Annotated in this window: 19 protein-coding genes; 4 read left to right on the plus strand and 15 right to left on the minus strand. The window is 36.0% G+C overall.

Annotated features, from left to right (window positions below; all coding sequences use genetic code 11):
* Positions 1-43: 43 nt before the first annotated feature.
* From ACFX40_RS14525 to ACFX40_RS14535, 3 genes are all read right to left on the minus strand, one after another.
* Positions 44-1,504, minus strand: a complete 1,461-nt coding sequence (locus tag ACFX40_RS14525) for an aminoacyl-histidine dipeptidase (RefSeq protein WP_377255369.1) — start codon at positions 1,502-1,504, stop codon at positions 44-46.
* 194 nt (positions 1,505-1,698) lie between these two features.
* Positions 1,699-2,475, minus strand: coding sequence for a 3-hydroxybutyrate dehydrogenase (locus tag ACFX40_RS14530; RefSeq protein WP_013057034.1), 777 nt, complete (start codon positions 2,473-2,475; stop codon positions 1,699-1,701).
* Between the two features lie 19 nt (positions 2,476-2,494).
* Entirely contained in the window at positions 2,495-3,775 is a 1,281-nt protein-coding gene (locus ACFX40_RS14535; RefSeq protein WP_025751936.1) for a GntP family permease, read from the minus strand.
* Positions 3,776-4,112: 337 nt separating this feature from the next.
* Between ACFX40_RS14535 and ACFX40_RS14540 the strand changes: the two genes are divergently transcribed.
* Positions 4,113-4,712: a DedA family protein gene (locus tag ACFX40_RS14540; protein ID WP_028408546.1), complete on the plus strand. Its 600-nt coding sequence runs from the start codon at positions 4,113-4,115 to the stop codon at positions 4,710-4,712.
* A 38-nt stretch (positions 4,713-4,750) separates the two neighbouring features.
* Here the strand turns inward: ACFX40_RS14540 and ACFX40_RS14545 are convergent, their stop codons facing one another.
* From ACFX40_RS14545 to ACFX40_RS14555, 3 genes are all read right to left on the minus strand, one after another.
* Entirely contained in the window at positions 4,751-6,058 is a 1,308-nt protein-coding gene (locus tag ACFX40_RS14545) for a CitMHS family transporter (protein WP_028408547.1), read from the minus strand.
* A 198-nt stretch (positions 6,059-6,256) separates the two neighbouring features.
* Entirely contained in the window at positions 6,257-6,964 is a 708-nt protein-coding gene (locus ACFX40_RS14550; RefSeq protein ID WP_060745659.1) for a response regulator, read from the minus strand.
* Positions 6,961-8,457, minus strand: a complete 1,497-nt coding sequence (locus ACFX40_RS14555; RefSeq protein WP_240717288.1) for an ATP-binding protein — start codon at positions 8,455-8,457, stop codon at positions 6,961-6,963. The genes ACFX40_RS14550 and ACFX40_RS14555 overlap by 4 nt, the downstream gene beginning before the upstream one ends.
* Before the next feature lie 306 nt (positions 8,458-8,763).
* On the opposite strand from ACFX40_RS14555, the gene ACFX40_RS14560 reads away from it, so the two are divergent.
* From ACFX40_RS14560 to ACFX40_RS14570, 3 genes are all read left to right on the plus strand, one after another.
* Positions 8,764-9,534: an SDR family NAD(P)-dependent oxidoreductase gene (locus tag ACFX40_RS14560; RefSeq protein ID WP_098333192.1), complete on the plus strand. Its 771-nt coding sequence runs from the start codon at positions 8,764-8,766 to the stop codon at positions 9,532-9,534.
* 170 nt (positions 9,535-9,704) lie between these two features.
* Complete coding sequence (sspL, locus tag ACFX40_RS14565) at positions 9,705-9,845, plus strand: small, acid-soluble spore protein L (RefSeq protein ID WP_013057030.1); 141 nt, start codon at positions 9,705-9,707, stop codon at positions 9,843-9,845.
* 303 nt (positions 9,846-10,148) lie between these two features.
* Positions 10,149-10,820 carry an NAD(P)H-dependent oxidoreductase gene (locus ACFX40_RS14570; protein WP_060745662.1) on the plus strand — a complete coding sequence of 224 codons (672 nt, stop codon included), beginning with the start codon at positions 10,149-10,151 and terminating at the stop codon, positions 10,818-10,820.
* 30 nt (positions 10,821-10,850) lie between these two features.
* On the opposite strand, the gene ACFX40_RS14575 is transcribed toward ACFX40_RS14570, so the two are convergent.
* From ACFX40_RS14575 to ACFX40_RS14615, 9 genes are all read right to left on the minus strand, one after another.
* A complete protein-coding gene (locus tag ACFX40_RS14575; protein ID WP_028408552.1) occupies positions 10,851-11,138 on the minus strand; it encodes a hypothetical protein in 288 nt (95 codons plus the stop codon).
* A 118-nt stretch (positions 11,139-11,256) separates the two neighbouring features.
* Positions 11,257-11,475, minus strand: a complete 219-nt coding sequence (locus tag ACFX40_RS14580) for a spore germination protein (protein WP_025752385.1) — start codon at positions 11,473-11,475, stop codon at positions 11,257-11,259.
* 164 nt (positions 11,476-11,639) lie between these two features.
* Positions 11,640-12,308 carry a fructose-6-phosphate aldolase gene (fsa, locus tag ACFX40_RS14585; protein WP_013057026.1) on the minus strand — a complete coding sequence of 223 codons (669 nt, stop codon included), beginning with the start codon at positions 12,306-12,308 and terminating at the stop codon, positions 11,640-11,642.
* A gap of 276 nt (positions 12,309-12,584) precedes the next feature.
* Entirely contained in the window at positions 12,585-13,325 is a 741-nt protein-coding gene (locus tag ACFX40_RS14590; RefSeq protein ID WP_016764089.1) for a metallophosphoesterase family protein, read from the minus strand.
* A 307-nt stretch (positions 13,326-13,632) separates the two neighbouring features.
* Positions 13,633-15,321 (minus strand): M4 family metallopeptidase, encoded by a 1,689-nt coding sequence (locus ACFX40_RS14595; protein WP_263034204.1) that lies wholly within the window; start codon positions 15,319-15,321, stop codon positions 13,633-13,635.
* A 515-nt stretch (positions 15,322-15,836) separates the two neighbouring features.
* A complete protein-coding gene (locus ACFX40_RS14600) occupies positions 15,837-15,968 on the minus strand; it encodes a YjcZ family sporulation protein (RefSeq protein WP_016764087.1) in 132 nt (43 codons plus the stop codon).
* Between the two features lie 260 nt (positions 15,969-16,228).
* Entirely contained in the window at positions 16,229-16,441 is a 213-nt protein-coding gene (locus ACFX40_RS14605) for a hypothetical protein (protein ID WP_013083131.1), read from the minus strand.
* An 89-nt stretch (positions 16,442-16,530) separates the two neighbouring features.
* Positions 16,531-18,618: a PAS domain S-box protein gene (locus ACFX40_RS14610; RefSeq protein WP_263034205.1), complete on the minus strand. Its 2,088-nt coding sequence runs from the start codon at positions 18,616-18,618 to the stop codon at positions 16,531-16,533.
* 135 nt (positions 18,619-18,753) lie between these two features.
* Positions 18,754-19,020 carry a hypothetical protein gene (locus ACFX40_RS14615; protein WP_014460133.1) on the minus strand — a complete coding sequence of 89 codons (267 nt, stop codon included), beginning with the start codon at positions 19,018-19,020 and terminating at the stop codon, positions 18,754-18,756.
* Positions 19,021-19,054 lie beyond the last annotated feature (34 nt).

Here is a 19,054-nt window from a genome sequence, read left to right on the forward strand (position 1 = left end):
TTACAGAAGCTCTTTTTTAAAAATTATAGAGATGCTGATAACTTTATATCTTATTTGCTTCTTTTAATACCGCTAATAAGTATTCCCATGTCTTAATAGTAGACGGAATGCTCAGGTGTTCATCAGGTGTATGAACGTCGTACATATCGGGGCCGAGCGAAATGGCGTCTAATCCAGAGATTTTTTCCAGGAAAATACCGCATTCAATTCCAGCATGGATGGCGATGACCTCCGCCTCTTCCCCATACTTTTCTTTGTAAACCTTTTTACATAATTCACGAATTTTTGAATCTGCATTGTACGCCCATTCAGGGTAATTACCTTTTGTTTCAACTCTTCCTCCGACTACTTGAGCAAGTATGTGCACTTGACTTACTATTTTTTCTTTTAAGCTTTTTACTGAGCTGCGGATTTCATTTTGAAAAACAATCTCAGACTCTGTCGTCGTAATCACACCTAAGTTGGTAGAAGATTCTACTAATCCTTCGATATTCATACTCATGCTTTGAACGCCGTTTGGTGTTAGCATAATAGCTTGTACAATTCGTTCTGTCGTTTCTTTTGTGAAACATTTCCCATCGGAAGAAAATTTGTTTATTTTTACATATACGCTCGGATCAGCCGCTTGTAATTCATTTTTTACTATTTCGTTCCACTCACGAATCTTATTTTCTAGCTTCCCTACCTCAGAAGGCTCAACTGATAGAATTGCTTCTGATTCACGGGGAATCGCATTTGATTTTAATCCTCCACTAATGCTGCTTAAAGAATAGGGAAGTTCATGTTGTAAATCATATAAAACTCTCCCCAGCAGTTTATTAGCATTTCCTCTTTCTTTATCAATTTCCATTCCAGAATGTCCGCCGCGCAGTCCACCGATGCTTAAGCTATATGTTTCTGAGTTATCGGAAGACGATTCCCAGTCTACGGGAATACGAAGCACGCTTTTTACCCCGCCTGCGCTGCTGACAAGCAGCTTTCCGTCCTCTTCTGTATCAAGGTTAATAAAGATTTTCCCTTCAAAATGAGCTGGACTTACAGCAATGGCTCCGCCCATAGTTGTTTCTTCCTCAGTAGTAATGACTACTTCAAGAGAGGGGTGAGCTATATCATGAGCATCTAGTAAAGCCAGTGCATATGCAACGGCAATCCCGTTGTCAGCTCCTAGCGTAGTACCATTTGCATAAAGCATATCTTCCACAATTCGCAGTTGAAGCGGATCTTTTTCAAAATCATGCACAGTCCCTTTATTTAACTCGCATACCATGTCCATATGTCCTTGCAAAATGATGGCTGGAGCATGTTCATATCCTTTAGCGGCCGGCTTTTTAATAATTACATTTAAAGCCTCGTCTTGGATAACTTCAAGGCTTCTTCCTTTTGCAAAAGAAACTAAATAGTCACTAATTTTCTTTTCATTTCCAGATTCTCTAGGAATAGCTGAAATTTCGTTAAAAAAATAAAAAACCGGATGTTTAATTAATTCATTTACTGTTTGCACCATATGTATCATCCTTTCTAAACTGTAGGCTTTTTTATCATACTATTTATCTTTACAGGAGAAATAGTATGAGGCTTTTTTTATGTATAGCCTAATTATATTTTAACGTTGATTAACTCAATAGAATAGATATAACCTAAAAAAGCATAAATGAGCCCGTTGGACTCATTTATGCTTTTAATGATTTATTTTATTTTTTATTGAGCTGTATATCCGCCGTCCATTACTACCGCTTGACCAGTTACACCTTTTGCTTTATCACTCGCCAAGAAGATAGCATAGTCAGCAATTTCGCTCACGTCTAATAATCTTTTTTGAGGGACTAAAGGATAAATAACTTCTTCAAGCACGCTCTCTAATGGTACGTTTCTTGTTTTAGCTAAACCATCTAACTGACCTCTTACTAGTGGTGTATCCACATAACCAGGACAAAGTGCATTCACCGTAATACCATGTGCTGCGCCTTCAAGAGCAGCTACTTTTGTTAGCCCTATTACACCGTGTTTAGCACTGTTATAAGCTGCTTTGCCCGCAAAACCGATTAAACCGTTGATAGAAGAAACGTTAATAATACGTCCGAACCCTTGCTTTTTCATAATCGGAAACGCGTGCTTAATCGCCATAAATGGAGCTGTTAGCATAATTTTAATCATTAACTCATATTTTTCAGTTGGGAACTCTTCGATTGGAGAAACATGCTGCAAGCCAGCGTTATTAATGAACGTATGAACCGCTCCAAAATGTGCGTTTGCCGTTTCAATTAAATGTTTGATTTCTTCTTCTTTTGTTACATCGGCTTTGACACCAAGCGCTTCAAATCCAGCTTCACGAAGATTTTGTGCTGCAGCTTCTACAGCAGCTTGATCAATGTCGGATAACACAATTTTTCCGCCGTTTTCTGCGAATCGTTTACCTATTTCAAACCCAATTCCTCTTGCTGCTCCTGTGATTACAATTACTTGATTTTCAACCATGTGTATTCTCCTCCTGTTTTTAAATAATACCGGCTGCCGCTAATGCGACTCCTGCAAATAAAGCGATTGTCGGGATGATAAATGCAACAACAAATACGTCTTTATACGTTTCTTTATGCCGAAGACCAGTTACGGCTAATAGTGTTAACAACGCACCGTTATGCGGTAAAATAGATGCACCTGACGCAACACTTGCAATACGGTGAAGAGCATCGGCACTTAAATTCGTTGTTTGAGACAAGTGATACCACGTATCTCCTAATGCTTGAAGCGCAATACCCATACCGCCGGATGCTGAGCCCGTGATCATCGCTAGCACTTGAACGCTTAATGCTTCTGAAACGAGCGGATTACTCGAAATGTTTAGCAACACATGCGTGACATCTTTAAACTCTGGAACTGCTGTAATAACCGAGCCAAAACCTACTGCTGCACTCGTATTAATAACAGCCATCACGGATCCTTTTGCTCCTTCATTTATAGAAGAAATAAACGTCTTGTAGTGTTTAAAATTAATAAGTAAAATAGAAAAAATACCAATTAATAACGAAACGATAGGCTCCCATTTTAAAACGTTTAATGTCACGACAACGACAATCAGCGGTAAAATAGCTAATATTACATTCATCGAGTCCTGTTCTTCACTCGCTGCGACTGATGATTCATTAGGCTCAGTAAACCCTTGATTTTTAGCTTTTAATTTTTTATCGCGATAAGCTAACCATAAATACCCTCCCACCGCCATAATAAGACCTGAGACAATTCCAATAATCGAACCAGACATTGCATTGGTTTTAAATGTAGCAGTCGGAATCAGATTTTGAATTTGAGGCGTACCTGGAATCGCTGTCATTGTAAACGTAAATGCTCCGAGTGCAATGGTTGCTGGCAGTAAATTTCGCGATACGTTGGCTTCTCGAAATAACGCGATTGCTAAAGGATAAATCGCAAAGACCACAACGAATAGACTCACTCCGCCATATGTCAAAATGGCGGAAGCAATCAGCACCCCTAAAATGGCTCTTTTACTTCCAAATAATTTAGCAATACGCTGCGCCAACGACTTAGCTGCGCCTGTATCTTCCATTAGCTTTCCGAAGACGGCTCCTAATAAAAAGATGGGGAACCATTTTGCAGCGAAATCTACAAACCCTCCCATATACACATCTGTATAAGTAGGCAGTACTTTTAAACCACTAAAGTAAGCAACGAATGTAGCTACAACAGGTGCCACCCAGATAATAGACCATCCTAAATAAGCAAAAAACATCAACAATAACAATCCTACAATAATAACCACACGGTAACCTCCTTTCCTTTTAATACATATACATAATGGATTATTTCACAACACAACAAGTTTACACCCGCTAGTTTTATAAGTAAAATGAATAAAAGGAATCAAAACTATGAATAAAAGTCGTAGTTTATTTAAAAATTCACACTCGATTATTTTTCCCATATAATTTCACTCTGAGTAGAAGCTATAAAATACACTTCCTTCCTTTTTCTTTGTACAAGCTAAGTTTTTTTCTGTCACATCCCACTTTCTTCCTTTATTTTCTTTTCTTTTATAAGTTTTTCCGAACATATAGATGGGTACTTGAATGTTATGACACAGAAAAAGAGGCGATCTTATGCTACATTTCATAACAGACTTACTGAAACAATTTGGAATTTGGGGACTTTTAAGCGGACTGGCCATTGAGGCTTCCTCCCTGCCGTTTCCCGGTTCTCTTCTCACCCTTACCTACGGATACTTATTAAACATGCACATAGTGCAATTATTATTAATTGCTCTTGCAGGAAGCGCCGTTTATACAGCTTTTAGCTTTATACCGTATGGGATAGGCTATAAATTAGAGGATAAGGTAAAGAAAAAATTATCAAAAAAGAAAAAAGCATTTGAGAAATCACAAAAATGGTTTAAAAAATGCGGATTATGGAGTATTGCGATTGCTCGTCCTTTAGGGCTCGGCAACTACATTTCCTATCTTTCGGGGCTATCTAAAGTGAAACCTATTCCGTTTGCTCTGCTCACATTTCTTGGTATCTTTCCTTTGAATATTGCCATGCTTTGGTTAGGGCAAATCGGAAACTTTAAGTCCATTCAATCTTTTATCTCAGATGCACAAACCTATATTTTAATTGCAGCGGTAGTGGCTGTATGCGGATTTTTAATTTATAAGTTCTATTTTAAAAAAAGCAGCTGCAGCGAACAGTCTAGTTCAACGTAAGAGTATAAAAAAAAGACCCTTTGGGGTCTTTTTTTATATCAAATAGAAATAACACCTAAAATTAACGCAGCTATTGTCATCACTGCCGTAGTTCCTAGCGCCCACTTAATTAAAAAGCGTTGTAAATCACTAAATTCAATTCCTACCATTCCAATTAATAAGTGAGCTGCTGCTACCAAGGGACTTATCACGTGAACGGGTTGTCCTAAGATAGCAGCTCTTCCAATTTCAGCTGCGCTAATGCCATAACTTTCGGCAGCTTGAGCAATAATCGGCAATACGCCAAAATAAAAGGCATTATTGGACATAAAAAATGTAAAAGGAGCACTTAAAAATGCTACTACAACTGGCAAAAAAGGGCCCATTGCATCTGGGATTATTCCTACAAGTGTATTTGCCATAGCATCAATCATCTTTGTTCCAGACATAATTCCTGTAAAAATACCTGCTGCAATAACAATTGAAACGACGGCTACCGCATTATTTGCATGAGATGAAATTCGCTGCTGTTGATCTTTGATGTTTGGATAATTTATTAATAATGCAATAGCAAACGCTACCATGAACAAAAGCATCAGCGACATAAAGTCCATAATTAAGCACACCATAAGACTAACGGTAAGGAGAAAATTAAACCATACTAACTTAGGACGTCGATAGTCTAAATGTTGCGCTGTTCCCTCTAATTCATCTGCATGTGCGATTTCATTTGCAGAATGTTTAATATTGATAACTCCTAACCTTTTTCTTTCCCTTCTTCCAAGGACAACAGAAACAAATAGCACCCATAGAAGCCCAAAACCCATTACAGGTATTAAAGGCAAAAACAACTGAGACGAATCTAAATTTAATGAACTCATAGCCATAGCAGAAGCACCTCCCCACGGAGTCATATTCATAACTCCCATAGATAGCATCGCAACTCCTGCTAGGATAAGCGGGTTCATTTCTAGGCGTTTATATAATGGAAGCAAAGAAGAGACCGTTATCATATAGGTAGTAGTTCCATCACCATCTAAAGCAACCATCATTGAAAGCACAGCAGTTCCGACCACGATTTTTAGAGGATCTCCTTTTACAACCTTTAAAATGAAGGAAACGAGAGGGTCAAACAATCCTGAATCAATCATTAATCCAAAATATAAAATAGCAAATAAAATCATAATAGCTGTAGGAGCAATATCTTTTACACCCTCTAGCATCATAGGTCCCATTCCGCTAGCAAACCCACCTATTAAACCAAATATAATTGGAATAATGATAAGAGCAACCATTGGGGTAAGTCGCTTCGACATAATTAAATACATGAATACTGCAACCATTAAAAATCCTAATAAAGAAAGCACGGATATTTTTCCTCCTTTTTGATAACGTTTTCATTTTTTTCTTGCTACACGTTACTAAAAAGGTATCACTTGTTAAAGCAGGTTCATAGATAATCACCATAAGTTTAATATCTTTTATAAAAGTAATTCTTTTCATTTTTTTCATGCGTCATTTCTACATAAAAACGAGATAGCGGACAAAGAACCGCTATCTCGTTTTTATGTAGAATTAGTTACTCGGTATTTCCGCTCAGGCCTCCCTACACTTCCATACACTATTTCCACCTGCATTTCTTTACAAGATACTAAATACTCTAAGTACCTTCTCATTGTTGAATAACTGATACCTACTAGTTGAGCAAACTCATCTACATTCAAGCTCTGCTGAACTTCGCGAACTTTATCTCTTACTAAACGAAGAGTATGTTTATCAATCCCTTTAGGAAGTTCTGTTACTGCAGCTGCTGATTGAGTGCGGCGGTTATGATGTGTTCTAAATAAATGGTCTATTTTATCTTGGTTTATCATTTTATTTTCGGTTAATTCTATTCTTGTAGACTGATAATGTTTTAAAGTAGATAAAAATTTATCAATAATTACAGGTTTCACCAAATAACCAAATGCTCCTCCTCTTATTGCTTCCTCAACTGTTTCAACATCATTGGCTGCCGTTATTAAAATAATATCGATTCCTCGATACTTCTTTCTGATTTCCCATAACAGTTCCACTCCGTTGATATCTGGTAAAAAAACGTCTAATAAAATTAATTGCGGTGTAAATATTGTTAGTAATTCTAAAGCCTGTTCTCCAGATCCTGCGGTTGCAACAACAGTGAAATGCTCTAGTTTCTTAGTAAACTGTTCATAAATTTGTGCAGCTGTAGAATCATCTTCTATAATCATGACATTAATTTGATTTTCAGTCATATCGATTCTTCCTTTTCATTATTTAATAGCTTTGGGATTACTAATGTGAATCTTGCTCCTTGTAACATACTTTTGCTTATGTATAGTTCACCTTTGAGCAGCTCTACAGATCTTTTAACAATAGTCAATCCAATTCCGTGATTTTCACCTTTTTTCGTTGTGTAACCATCTATAAAAATCATATTTTCTACTTCTTTTGATATCCCATGTCCATTGTCTTCAACTTCAAAAATCAGGTCATTTCCTACATCTGTAAAAGATACCAGCACGTTCCCTTTATGTTCTCGCACAGCCTCGAGCGCATTATCAATTAAATTCCCCAAGATGGAAACAACGTTTTTTGCGTCTTCGATATCTAAAGTACTTGTTAAATTACTATCTTGGTCAATTTCTAAAGTAACATCTAATTCTTTCGAACGATTGATCTTTCCAAGTAAGCATGCCGCAATCAAAGGATCCTTTACAGAAGACATTAAAAAAGAAATAATATCTTGGCGTTCCTTTACCTCTGATGAAATCATTTGCATGACATGCTCATACTTCTTTAACTTTAACAATCCATAAATCACGTTCAGCTTATTTAAAAATTCATGATTTTGAGCACGTAAATTATCAGAAAACATTTTAATTTTAGAAATCTCTTCTGTCAATTCTTCAATTTGAGATAAAGTTCTTATAGTAAGGACGATGCCCTGCACTTCTTTTTTTCTTACAATAGGAGATAAATCCAAAATATACTGCTGACCATCTAGTACAAGGGACTGGTTAGAATACACCCGCTGCTTTTCTATCGCTTGATCAATTAGCTGTCCTAGACGGGCGTTCTTTATCTCTCCTCCTATTTGAAGATGACCAAATAGTTCTCTAGCCCTTCTGTTCATTGACGTTACATATTTTTCAACATTTACAGTAACAGTAGCATCTCGAATAGATTCAAGGGTAGCCTCCTTTTCTTTAAAAAGAAAGGAAATCTCCTCCGGTTCCAGTCCAAATATTAGTCTTTTTACCCGCCTTGCAATGAAAAAAGCTCCAAATGCTCCAATAAGAAAAGGAATACAGGACAATTTAATAATTTTTATTCTATAATCATTAATCTGTTTTTCTATATTGCTTACAAGAAACCCTACTGACGAAACGCCTATTACGTTTCCTCGGCTATCCCATATGGGGGTCTTGGCTTTAATTGCAAATCCTGAAATTCCTTTTCCTTTATAAATAATGGATTGATGCTCCTTTAAAGAAGCTTCGTTGCTTGTTTTAGTATGTTTTCCAATATAGCTACTATTGGGATGAGAATAGCGGATTCCTTTATCATTGGCGATGGTGACATAATCTGCCCCAGTGGTTTTTCTTATTTTTTCTGCAACAGGTTGGATATGCTCAGAAGGATTTTTATTCTTAAAAGCTTTTACAATCATTTTGTCTTCAGAAGCTAATTTTGCTACTGTCATAGCTTGCTTACCTACATATTTTTCAACAATTTCATCTATCATTGCAGAAAATAAAATGCATACAAGGACGGTACTCACAAGAATAACTACCGTAATAAGTAATGTAATTTGGGCAAGTAAGCTAGGTCTTCTACTCACGTTGAGAAAACGCATACATTCCTCCTTTTAATGAAATGAAATTTCGGCTGTTGTTTCAAGTGTAGCATAAAAGCAAAAAAGTTTAGCACTCAACTTCAAATGTTTATAAATAGACTTCTAAAGGGAAAAATAAATCGAATAAACGCTTGACTTAAAGTATACTTTAACAATTATAATCAATTCGAAAACATCGAAAATGGAGGAATCAACATGAAATATACAGTAATTACTGGCGCAAGTTCAGGAATTGGATATGAAACAGCTTTAGCTTTCGCAGCACGCGGAAAAAATCTTATATTGGCTGCACGTAGAGAGGACAAGCTAGAAGAGTTAAAAGAAAAGATTGAAGAACTGAATCAAGATGTAAATGTTATTGTCCAGTCGGTTGATTTATCCGTGGCAGAAAATGCTCATACGTTTTATGAGTCACTCAAAAAGTATGAATTAGAAACTTGGATTAACAATGCGGGATTCGGAAACTTTGCTTCTGTCGGTGAACAAAAATTAACTAAAATTGAAACAATGCTTCATTTAAATATTGAAGCCTTAACCATTCTTTCTTCTCTATTTGTAAGAGATTATGAAAACGTTGAAGGTACACAGCTTATTAATGTCTCTTCTGGAGGCGGCTACACCATTGTGGCTGATGCGGTAACTTATTGCGCAACAAAATTCTACGTAAGTGCATTTACAGAAGGTCTTTCTCAAGAATTAAAAGGAAGAGGAGCAAAAATGCAGGCTAAAGTTCTAGCTCCGGCAGCTACTGAAACAGAATTTGCACAGCGTTCGATGGATATGAGTGATTTTGAATACGAAGGACGAGTACCTAAGTTTCATACATCAAAAGAAATGGCTGCTTTTATGCTGGACCTTTATGATAGCAATAAAACGGTAGGACTTGTAGATGGAGTGACTTACGAATTTCAATTAAAAGATCCTATCTATCCATACGCAGACAGAGCGACAAGCTCAGATTCTTAAAAAAAAACACCCTTCCAAGGGTGTTTTTTTATGTCCGTTTAAATGAGTAACTATTTTGTTTATGTAATGAAGATGCTTAAAGATAATCTTTTCCTATTTATCTTTCCACGCTTGACTTCCTAATTTTTGTTTTGCTTTTTGTACATACTAACCGAACGGAGGTGACGAAAATGGGTACAAAAAAATCTGCTAACCGTGGTCAAGTGGCTCCTGGAGTTAACCCTCAAGGACACGGAAAAGATGTCGAATTTTCAACAGAACCAAAAAGTGAACTTGAAAACAAAGCGAAAAAATCAAATACAAAAATTTAATTAAAAAGGAGAAGATCACTCTTCTCCTCTCTTCCTTCTCTTAATTACTTTTTCGAAAACGAAACTCCACAGATTGTTTACTCCTTTCTGCTTCTTATAAAACTGCATTAATAGTATAAAAAAGTATACTATACAACAAAAATGTGCGTACTTGTTAGGATGATTTATATGATTTATGATAAATTTGCAAACGGGTTTTATGACAAATTGTATGTTAACTAACTGTTAGTTGTAAGCTATACAGGGTATAGGATACTCTAAACAGTTCATCACTAAATATTTTTACAGAAAGGTTGTTTACACATGAACAATACAGATAAAAAACAAGAAATTTTAGACGCATTTAACTTTCGTCATGCTACAAAAGAGTTTGATCCAACGAAGAAAATTTCCGATGAAGATTTCCAATTCATTTTAGAAACGGGACGCCTATCTCCAAGCTCAGTAGGTTATGAGCCGTGGAAGTTTTTAGTCGTTGAAAATAAAGATTTAAAAGAAAAATTAAAAGCTGTTTCTTGGGGAGCACAAGGCCAAATTCCTACAGCAAGTCATTTTGTTATTATTCTTTCTCGCACAGACGCAAGATATGACTCTGAATATGTATTGGATCTTCAGAAGAACGTCAAAGAAATGCCGGATGACGTATTAGAGACATTAATGCCTCGTTATAAAGATTTCCAAGAAAATGATTTTCACTTGTTCGAAAGCAAGCGAGCACTATTTGATTGGGCTAGCAAACAATCTTATATTGCACTAGGTAATATGATGACATCAGCTGCTCAAATTGGTATTGATTCTTGTCCGATTGAAGGGTTTAATTATGACCAAGTACATGAAATTCTAAAAGAAGAAGGATTACTAGAAGACGGTAAGTTTGATATTTCCGTTATGGTTGCGTTCGGCTACCGAATTCATGAGCCTAAGCGTGGAAAAACAAGAAGAAGTATGGATCAAGTTGTACAGTGGATAAAATAATAACAAAAAAAAGAAGGGCTGACAGCAATGTCACCCCTTCTTTTTTATATCTTTATATGCTGCTATAAAATCAGCAGGATCGGTTTGTATGGTATAAGCGAACATTCCTTGATTTGTATGTAAATATAAAAAGCCGCTGTCTTTTGAAACGCATTTGTAGGAGATGTCAAATACGGCATTAATGGGAAAGCAATCGTTTTGTGTTTCAATACTATCAGCGTATAAATACATATCTTTTGAATGCTGAATCGTCACCTTTTGTGTTCGTTTTATTTTTCTTTCAACGTATGTATAAGGAATCATAGAAATAATGCTCATAGCACCGCTCAAACCCCTTCCTCATGAATGTTTTCTTTTAAAAGCCAAAACACCTTGTTAACAAAACTCTATCACTTACCAAAAAACAATTCCAGAAAGAGTATTTCTGGAATTGTTTTCAAGATTGCTGCTCTTTATTTTCTTCACCTTTGCAAAAGTCGATATTACTGTTTGTCATAGAGGCAATAGCAGGAGAGCCGTTTCCAAACGAAAAACAAGCTCCTACCGATTTTGTATTTGCCGTGTGACTATTTTGTACAACACAGCCTACGCTTACGTTCGAGTTGTCTTTTAACCCGTTAGTCACGATATTTTCAATGTTAATAATACAGCCCATTTTAACACCTCTTTCGTTTCTATTAACGTATGTCATCTCTGCATATATGTATAGGATGTTCGCCTATTATTGATAAGTTGTTTGCTGCAAAATAGAAAAAAAGAATCTTCGTATACTCTTTAAGCAGAGAAGACACTAAAGTGATGTCTTCTCCTTCAGTGAATTTAACTTTTTACAGCTTTTTCCCAGTCTGATGCAAATTTTTCAATTCCTTGCTCTGTTAACGGGTGTTTTACTAATTGTTCAATTACGGCATACGGAATTGTAGCAATATGAGCCCCAGCAAGAGCTACTCGTGTGACGTGATCTGGGTGTCTGACTGACGCTGCTATAATTTGTGAGTCAATGTGTTGAATTCGAAATAGCTCTGCAATTCGAGATACCAGATAAACACCGTCTTCTGAAATATCGTCTAAGCGTCCTAAAAATGGCGATACGTATGTGGCACCGGCACGAGCTGCTAGAAGCGCTTGATTCACTGTAAAAATTAACGTTACGTTTGTTTTTACGCCTTTTTTAGCTAGATAACGGGTTGCTTCCAATCCAGCAATGGTCATAGGAAGTTTAATCGTTATATTTTTGTCTCCTCCATTAATTTTTATCAGCTCTTCTGCTTGAGCAATCATGTCATCTGCTGTTACTGTGTCGGGCGTGACTTCTGCTGAAACGGATTCTACTTCCGGGACGGTTTTTAAAATTTCTTCGATGCGATCTTCAAACTTTACGCCTTCTTTAGCTACTAGCGAAGGGTTTGTGGTAACACCTGATAATACTCCAATTTTATATGCTTTTTTAATATCTTCCAGGTTAGCTGTATCAATAAAAAATTTCATCCTGTATTCCTCCACTCGTTATGGTAAAAACAGCTTTTCAGGGACGTTTTTGCATGACTTTATGTTCAAATAGAATTGCCCTCTTCATATTGTCTTCATAAAATAAAATTTATTTCCTTTCAAATGCTGTATGTTTTTCTCCAAGTTTTCCCTTCCTTAAATTCATCGGAATAACTTTTATTTGCATGTATCATACTAATGGTGTTGAAAAACCCCTCATATACTCCAATAAAAAACCTTCAGTATTTATACTGAAGGTTGAAATACATTCTATTCTTAATTTTTCAGTCCTCTATAGCGAGCTGTTTTTAATTCTTGAACGTAGGGTTCAAAGTCCGGCATCTCTACAGCTCTCGCCAATTCGATAGCCTTTTCAATATCGTATGGAATACGTACAAATTGAATAGAAAATGCTGAAGGACTTTCGTCTTGATCCTTTCCTTCTAAGATAAGATAAGAAGCTTGTGGTAAATCAAGCGGGTTTCCTACACTTCCTACATTGCATAGCGTTTTCCCTTTAATATGTTGAATAAATGCATTATGTACATCTCCGTAACAGATAACATCCGGCTCTCTTGATCCTTTTATATTTTCCGTATATTCCGTATTAGCAAATAGACTAAGGCGCTTTTCAAGTGAATCCCAGGGTTGAATTCGATCATAAAGACTTCTAGGTGAAGCGTGAAACATTCTAATTAATTTTCCGCTCATCATAAACTCAACGGAAAAAGGAAGTTCCTTTAAGTATGCCTCTTGGGCTGAACTTAACTTCTTCTGATGCCATTTCAACGCTTCGAATTCCGCAGGCTTTGTAATGAAGTCATCCCAGTTTCCCATTACCGTTACTTCGCACTTTTCTTTTATGATATCAATCGCTTTACTTGAATCCGGTCCTTTTCCTACTAAATCACCTAGACAAATGATGCGATGGATATCTCGCTGTTGTATGTCAGCTAAAACTGCTTCTAAAGCTGGAAGATTTCCGTGGATATCTGAAATAACAGCAATTTTGTCCATTGATTCCTCCACTCCTTTTTCATATGTATGTATTCAATTCTTTTCTTTATTATAACATTTTATAATAAGACCGTTTACTAAAACGTGTTCTCTTCATTTAACAAGCAACAGTATAATTCGAATGGACATAAAAGGGAGGAATAAGAAGTGGATTTTTATAGATCAAGAAGAAATCTGTTTTCCTTATTTATTAACATAAAATAAAGGAGTACTGTAATATATTTATACGAGTACTCCTTTATTGGTAGTAAGGTAGTATAGAGAGTCGTAAGATACCTCATTTATCTTGCGACTTTTGGTTTATAACTTATTGAACACCAACTGCGTCAAATGACTTGCCTACTGAAACTACTTCTTGAGAGCCTGAACCGTATAGATCAGCAGCAGCTTGTACTAAACCTGCACGCGCTTGGCTAAACGTTGTAGACTGAGTGAAGTATAGCGTATTAGCACGGTAATAAATTTTCCCTAGCTTATCGCCGCCGATGCCTGTTACAGTAACCCCGTAATGCGTTCCTCCGTTAGCTAGCAAGTAGGCAGCTTTGTTGATAATACCGCTGTTTGTATGGACTCCGCCGTTGTCACTAGAACCTGTATAGCGCTTTGAATAATGATCCGGATCTCCATATTTTGCTGGGTTGCTCATTGAACGAAGGGCATCACCGCTTGTTCCAGGCGTGTAAATATCTTCTCCAATTTCCCAATCTGGATTTCGGTTGTCATAGTATTCTACCAATGTTCCGAAAATATCGGAAATCGCTTCGTTTAATGCACCTGATTCATATTGATAGATTAAATTAGAACTTCTTTCTGTGACCGCATGCGTTAATTCATGTCCGATAACATCTAACCCTCCTGATAGCGGAACAAAAGTAGTTCCATCTCCATCTCCATATACCATTTGAGAGCCATTCCAAAACGCATTGTTGTAGCCGCTGCTATAATGAACAGTCGATTTTAGCGCAGCTCCTGCATTGTCATAGGAGTTGCGGTTAAATTTGTTTTTATAATAATCATACGTCACACCTGCATAATAGTGAGCATCTACTGCAGCTGCATCGCGGGTTGCATTGTACGTATTATCCGTGTCTGCCCATAGCGTACCTGGAAGAGATGTACGATTTTTTGCATCGTACGTATAGATTGTCGCCCCTCTTGTATTATCTTGTAAGTAGTAAGTAGAACTAGATAACGTTGTCTTTAACGATTTAGTATCTCCAAGCACTCCTTTACCTGAGCCAATAGCATTTGTGCCTGTTACAGGTTTCGCTGCCGGCTTTGCCGCTTGCTTCACATCGGCTTTTGGACCAGCTATGGAATCAATCGTATTGTACTTATCTAGCACTTTACCGCTAATAGCATCAACAAAGTAATAATAGTTGCCTGGTTCAGGATTTAAGAAATTCAAATTTACTACATAAGCATACGTTGTGTCTGAACCATTTTGATAAACATACAGTTCAGATGAAGGGGATTTTTCATACGTCGGTTTAAAGCCTAAGTCTTTTTCAGCTGCTTGAATCGCCTTTTTGCTGTCAACTTGCTTCTGGCCTTTTAGCTTTTCCTTTTTATCTAAATCAGGAGCTACTGTACCTGATACAACTTTTAAGGTTCCATCTTTCGCTACGTGTGCTAATTGAGTAGATCCCCAAACAGGAATATTATTATATACCTGCTGCAAGCGTACAACGGTTGCTTGTTCAACGGGATCTTTCACTACTTCTGTCACTTTAAATGAGTTTTGAGCATTTTCGTTTCCTAATTTATATTTGTCTTTATTTGTATTCATATAATGAAATACGACGTCTTGAGCTTTCTGTGATGATGGGGCTGAAAGCTTTCCAGAAATAAACTCAGGAGATTTAATTTCTTTGTTATACTTTTCGGTTGAAAGTACATTATTTGGCGCGGCACTGCTCGTATGTGCAAAAGCAAATGATGAAGAAAGGATACCAACTGATAATAATACCTTTAAAGCCTGTTTTTTCTTTTTCATAGTTTTTTCTCCCTATCCCTAGTAAATTTAATTACCGCAATTTTTCTGTTAATTGTGATAATTAGCAACATTATAGCAACTAAAAATTACTACGTCTATATATTATTTTAATATTACTATTATTATTAAAATTAAGAATAAACCTTTTGCAATAAGTCTTTTTTACCTATTTAAACTATATGAAAATCATTTATGTTGATTTTCAGACAAGTAAAATAATTCTTTTAGTCAGCCGATAAAAACTAGCGTTCTATGGAGTGTTATTTGGTCTTATTATCAGTGCTGCGAAGCATTTTACAAAAATTACTTATAAGGAAAATTATAAATTTCAGACCTTTTTTGTGGCTTAAATTTACTCTTCCTCTTCAATTTTTTATTTTTTTAATCTATTAATTAAATTTTTTGTATATTTTTTATGTACATGCACAACATTATTTTATTATAGTACTGCCCTTCTTATGAACATAAAAAAGCACGAATCTACTAAAACCTTTGTAAATCCGTGCTTTTTCTGTTTATTTCAAGCATGTACAACCAACGATAACTAATAAAACAAATAGTACAACGATTAATGCAAAACCGCCACCGTAACTACCGTAGCCGCCGTAGCCATAACCACCGCCGTAACCCCAGTTGTAAAATCCCATTTCACTTCACCTCCGTAGCCTGTTTACTCTATAGCATATGTACAGGCCAGAAAAAATGCTCGCCCATTTATCGCCCTTTTATGACGATAAAAAAGAGATTGAGACATAACAAAATCACTCCAATCAACCGCTAGAAGCAACCGACTAGATTAAATCCATGTTCACCATAACAATAAAAAAATCCGAACGATGAATCGTTCGGATCTTCCTTCAACTAAAATACTTTTGTCACAGCCTCTTTTAAGATAACAAATATTAACTTATTTACTTTTAGAAGCTTGTTCTTTAAAGCGAAGTATGTAATACGGAACAATACAAATAACCGCCAAAACAAGAGCCGTTAAACTAACTATGCGGGGATTATTAAGCCCAAAAGAATAGTCTCCAAAAGATGCTCCAATCGCAATAATAGCAAAAATAATATACAGAATACGAAATATGTTAATCCACTTTTTCTGTTTAATCGTAACCACTCCTTTGCTTATTTTCCTTCAACATAGAATATTATAACTTTACTAAACAACTTGTTGCAAAATTTCTTCTTCCTTTAACTGATTACCTTTTATTCTAACGGTAAACAAATTTCCACACTTGTCCCTTTGTTTACTTCACTTTCAATACTAAGAGTTCCTTTATGCTGTTGGATAATATTAAAGCAGATCATTAACCCTAACCCGATTCCGTCTTCTTTAATACTGTAAAATGGTTCACCTAAATGTTTGATGCGTTCTTTTGAAATTCCTACACCTTCATCAATAATTTGAATATGAATATGATTGTGGTCCTTTTTTCTCAGCTCTACTTTAATTTCTCCTCCTGAAGGCATTGCTTCAATCGCATTCTTAAGAATATTTATAAATACCTGTTTCATTTGATTGCTTTCACAATATACAAAAGGTATTTCTCCATATGAGTTAAGTTCAATAAAGATGTTTTTCATGGTTGCCTGAGGCTGCAGCAATAAAATCACTTGTTGAATTAACAGCTGCAAATCAATCGACTGAAATGTTACGGCCTGTGGTTTTGCCACAGACATGAATTCATCTGTAATCATTTCAATACGCTCAATTTCAGAGGATATAATGTTCATATAGGTTAACTCTTCTTTACTCGCTTTTTCAGTTAATAGCTGCATAAACCCTTTGATGGCCGTTAAAGGATTTCTAATTTCATGAGCAATAGCTGTAGCAAGCTGCCCGACTGCTGCTAATTTTTCAGATTTCTGCAGCAGCTCTTCTGTTTTTAAGTACTCTGTTCTGTCTCTTGAAACAATAAGAAGTACTTTTTTGTTTTCTATATTGAACAACTTTCCACTATATTCTAGGTTTTTTATTTCGCCAGACTTAAATGTAAACTGTGATTGCAGCGTAAAAGAAAGATTTCCGTTGCGAATTTCTTCGACTGTTTTTTGAACAATGTCAGAATCTCTAGGTATAATATCGTGGCAAGGCATGGATAAAAGCTCTTCTCTCGTATATCCAAAGCGCTTACATCCAGCTTCATTTACTTCAACAAAACGAGAAGGAAAATGATCCGGCCCTATTTCAAGTAAATAAATTGCGTCATTTGCGTACTCAAATAACGTGCGATATTTCAACTCACTTTCTTTAAGCCTACGATGCAGCAAGTCAAGCTCTTCCTTTGCTTTTTTAGCTTCAGATATATCCACACATACTCCAGACAAACCTACCAACTCATCTTTCCCATTAAAAATTGGAGAAATGGTGATGCGAAGGTCTACTAAACTTCCATCTTTACGAGCTCTTACAACTTCTACTCGATTGATTGCCTCTTTTTCAGCAACAGTCTTTTTTATATTCTCATGTACATCCTCACTAAAAGCTCCTGCTATATCGTAATATTTTTTCCCAATGACTTCATGGGATTTCCAGCCATATACTTTTTCATAAGCTTCATTAACTCGCAAGATTCGCCCTTCTAAATCAGTTATAATAACCGCATCCATGTGATGATTAATAAAAGATTCCAGCTGTTCTTTCGTATATTCTAGTTCTTTTTTCATTATCCTGACAAAAAAAGAATCTTCTTCATCCTTACATGAATCTGATCCAGCATAAGCAGCTTCTTCTGCTACAGCGTAAAATTTACGATAAAACTCTATCGTCGCCACGGCTACTCCCAGTCCGAGAATTCCGAACACTAAATATTCTATTTCGCTATAAAACGGCGACTGAATAGGTGTATTCCAGAAGTAATTTGTCAGTAAGACATGAACGATAAAATGAATAAAGAAACAAAGAAGAGATTGTTTTAATAAAGAAAACTGCTTTCTATATCGAATAAGAGGAAGGGAAAATAAAAAGGTAAAGATTAAAATTAAGATAGTCAGTAACCAATGACTTTCTAAATAGATACTGCACACAGCCATAGCGATACCTGCAACTGCACCGGCTCTGTAACCAAAGTATAGAACGGTCAAAATAAGAGGAAGAAAACGTAAATCATATGTAATCTGTTGATACGTAACGCTATATACCATAAGAATAGCAGAAACAATACTTGCATAAATACCACTCATCCATTTGTATTTATGGGCTAGACGCTGTAACAAAAATATTCGTATCGCAATCATAATACTGACAAAAAACGAAAAAATACATAAGTTAACAAATAATCCGCTGCTAATCACTCCTTCTATTCCTCCTTTACTTGTAAATATGCGTAAAATAATTCCCTTATATAGAGAGTGTAACATGAATAAGCGCTGCTATTTATAAAATTAATAAAAAAACTAGTCCCGCCCGAGGCAAGACTAGTTTTTTTATTATCTATGCTGATCTTGATACATAGGTCCTTCTGAAATCATATTGCTTTCAGAAACGTACGTAGGATCTGAATGCGCATCTTTATTTAGGCTAGCATTTACCTGCTGTTTTTTAGATAAACTTGAAAGTTTTACTTTGGCACTTCGAACAAGTCCTTTTACTTTTCGTCGTTTCGCAGCATCGCTTAATATATAAGACGTAATGCCGACTCCTACCGTTGATAGCGTAATACCTGATATCAATGCTTTTTGTTTTCGTTTTCTCATAATAACTCCTTCCTTGTACCTTTTTGAATCTTAC

It is taken from the genome of Priestia sp. YIM B13552 (genome assembly GCF_042787775.1).
GTDB classification, from domain to species: domain Bacteria; phylum Bacillota; class Bacilli; order Bacillales; family Bacillaceae_H; genus Priestia; species Priestia megaterium_E.

What these genes read in the sequence shown, in the direction of transcription:
- ACFX40_RS14525 (WP_377255369.1), bottom strand. Translation starts at nt 1,504, where the DNA reads ATGGTGCAAACAGTAAATGAATTAATTAAACATCCGGTTTTTTATTTT.
- ACFX40_RS14530 (WP_013057034.1), bottom strand. Translation starts at nt 2,475, where the DNA reads ATGGTTGAAAATCAAGTAATTGTAATCACAGGAGCAGCAAGAGGAATT.
- ACFX40_RS14540 (WP_028408546.1), top strand. Translation starts at nt 4,113, where the DNA reads ATGCTACATTTCATAACAGACTTACTGAAACAATTTGGAATTTGGGGA.
- ACFX40_RS14550 (WP_060745659.1), bottom strand. Translation starts at nt 6,964, where the DNA reads ATGACTGAAAATCAAATTAATGTCATGATTATAGAAGATGATTCTACA.
- ACFX40_RS14555 (WP_240717288.1), bottom strand. Translation starts at nt 8,457, where the DNA reads ATGATAGATGAAATTGTTGAAAAATATGTAGGTAAGCAAGCTATGACA.
- ACFX40_RS14560 (WP_098333192.1), top strand. Translation starts at nt 8,764, where the DNA reads ATGAAATATACAGTAATTACTGGCGCAAGTTCAGGAATTGGATATGAA.
- sspL (WP_013057030.1), top strand. Translation starts at nt 9,705, where the DNA reads ATGGGTACAAAAAAATCTGCTAACCGTGGTCAAGTGGCTCCTGGAGTT.
- ACFX40_RS14570 (WP_060745662.1), top strand. Translation starts at nt 10,149, where the DNA reads ATGAACAATACAGATAAAAAACAAGAAATTTTAGACGCATTTAACTTT.
- ACFX40_RS14575 (WP_028408552.1), bottom strand. Translation starts at nt 11,138, where the DNA reads ATGAGCATTATTTCTATGATTCCTTATACATACGTTGAAAGAAAAATA.
- ACFX40_RS14580 (WP_025752385.1), bottom strand. Translation starts at nt 11,475, where the DNA reads ATGGGCTGTATTATTAACATTGAAAATATCGTGACTAACGGGTTAAAA.
- fsa (WP_013057026.1), bottom strand. Translation starts at nt 12,308, where the DNA reads ATGAAATTTTTTATTGATACAGCTAACCTGGAAGATATTAAAAAAGCA.
- ACFX40_RS14590 (WP_016764089.1), bottom strand. Translation starts at nt 13,325, where the DNA reads ATGGACAAAATTGCTGTTATTTCAGATATCCACGGAAATCTTCCAGCT.
- ACFX40_RS14595 (WP_263034204.1), bottom strand. Translation starts at nt 15,321, where the DNA reads ATGAAAAAGAAAAAACAGGCTTTAAAGGTATTATTATCAGTTGGTATC.
- ACFX40_RS14600 (WP_016764087.1), bottom strand. Translation starts at nt 15,968, where the DNA reads ATGGGATTTTACAACTGGGGTTACGGCGGTGGTTATGGCTACGGCGGC.
- ACFX40_RS14615 (WP_014460133.1), bottom strand. Translation starts at nt 19,020, where the DNA reads ATGAGAAAACGAAAACAAAAAGCATTGATATCAGGTATTACGCTATCA.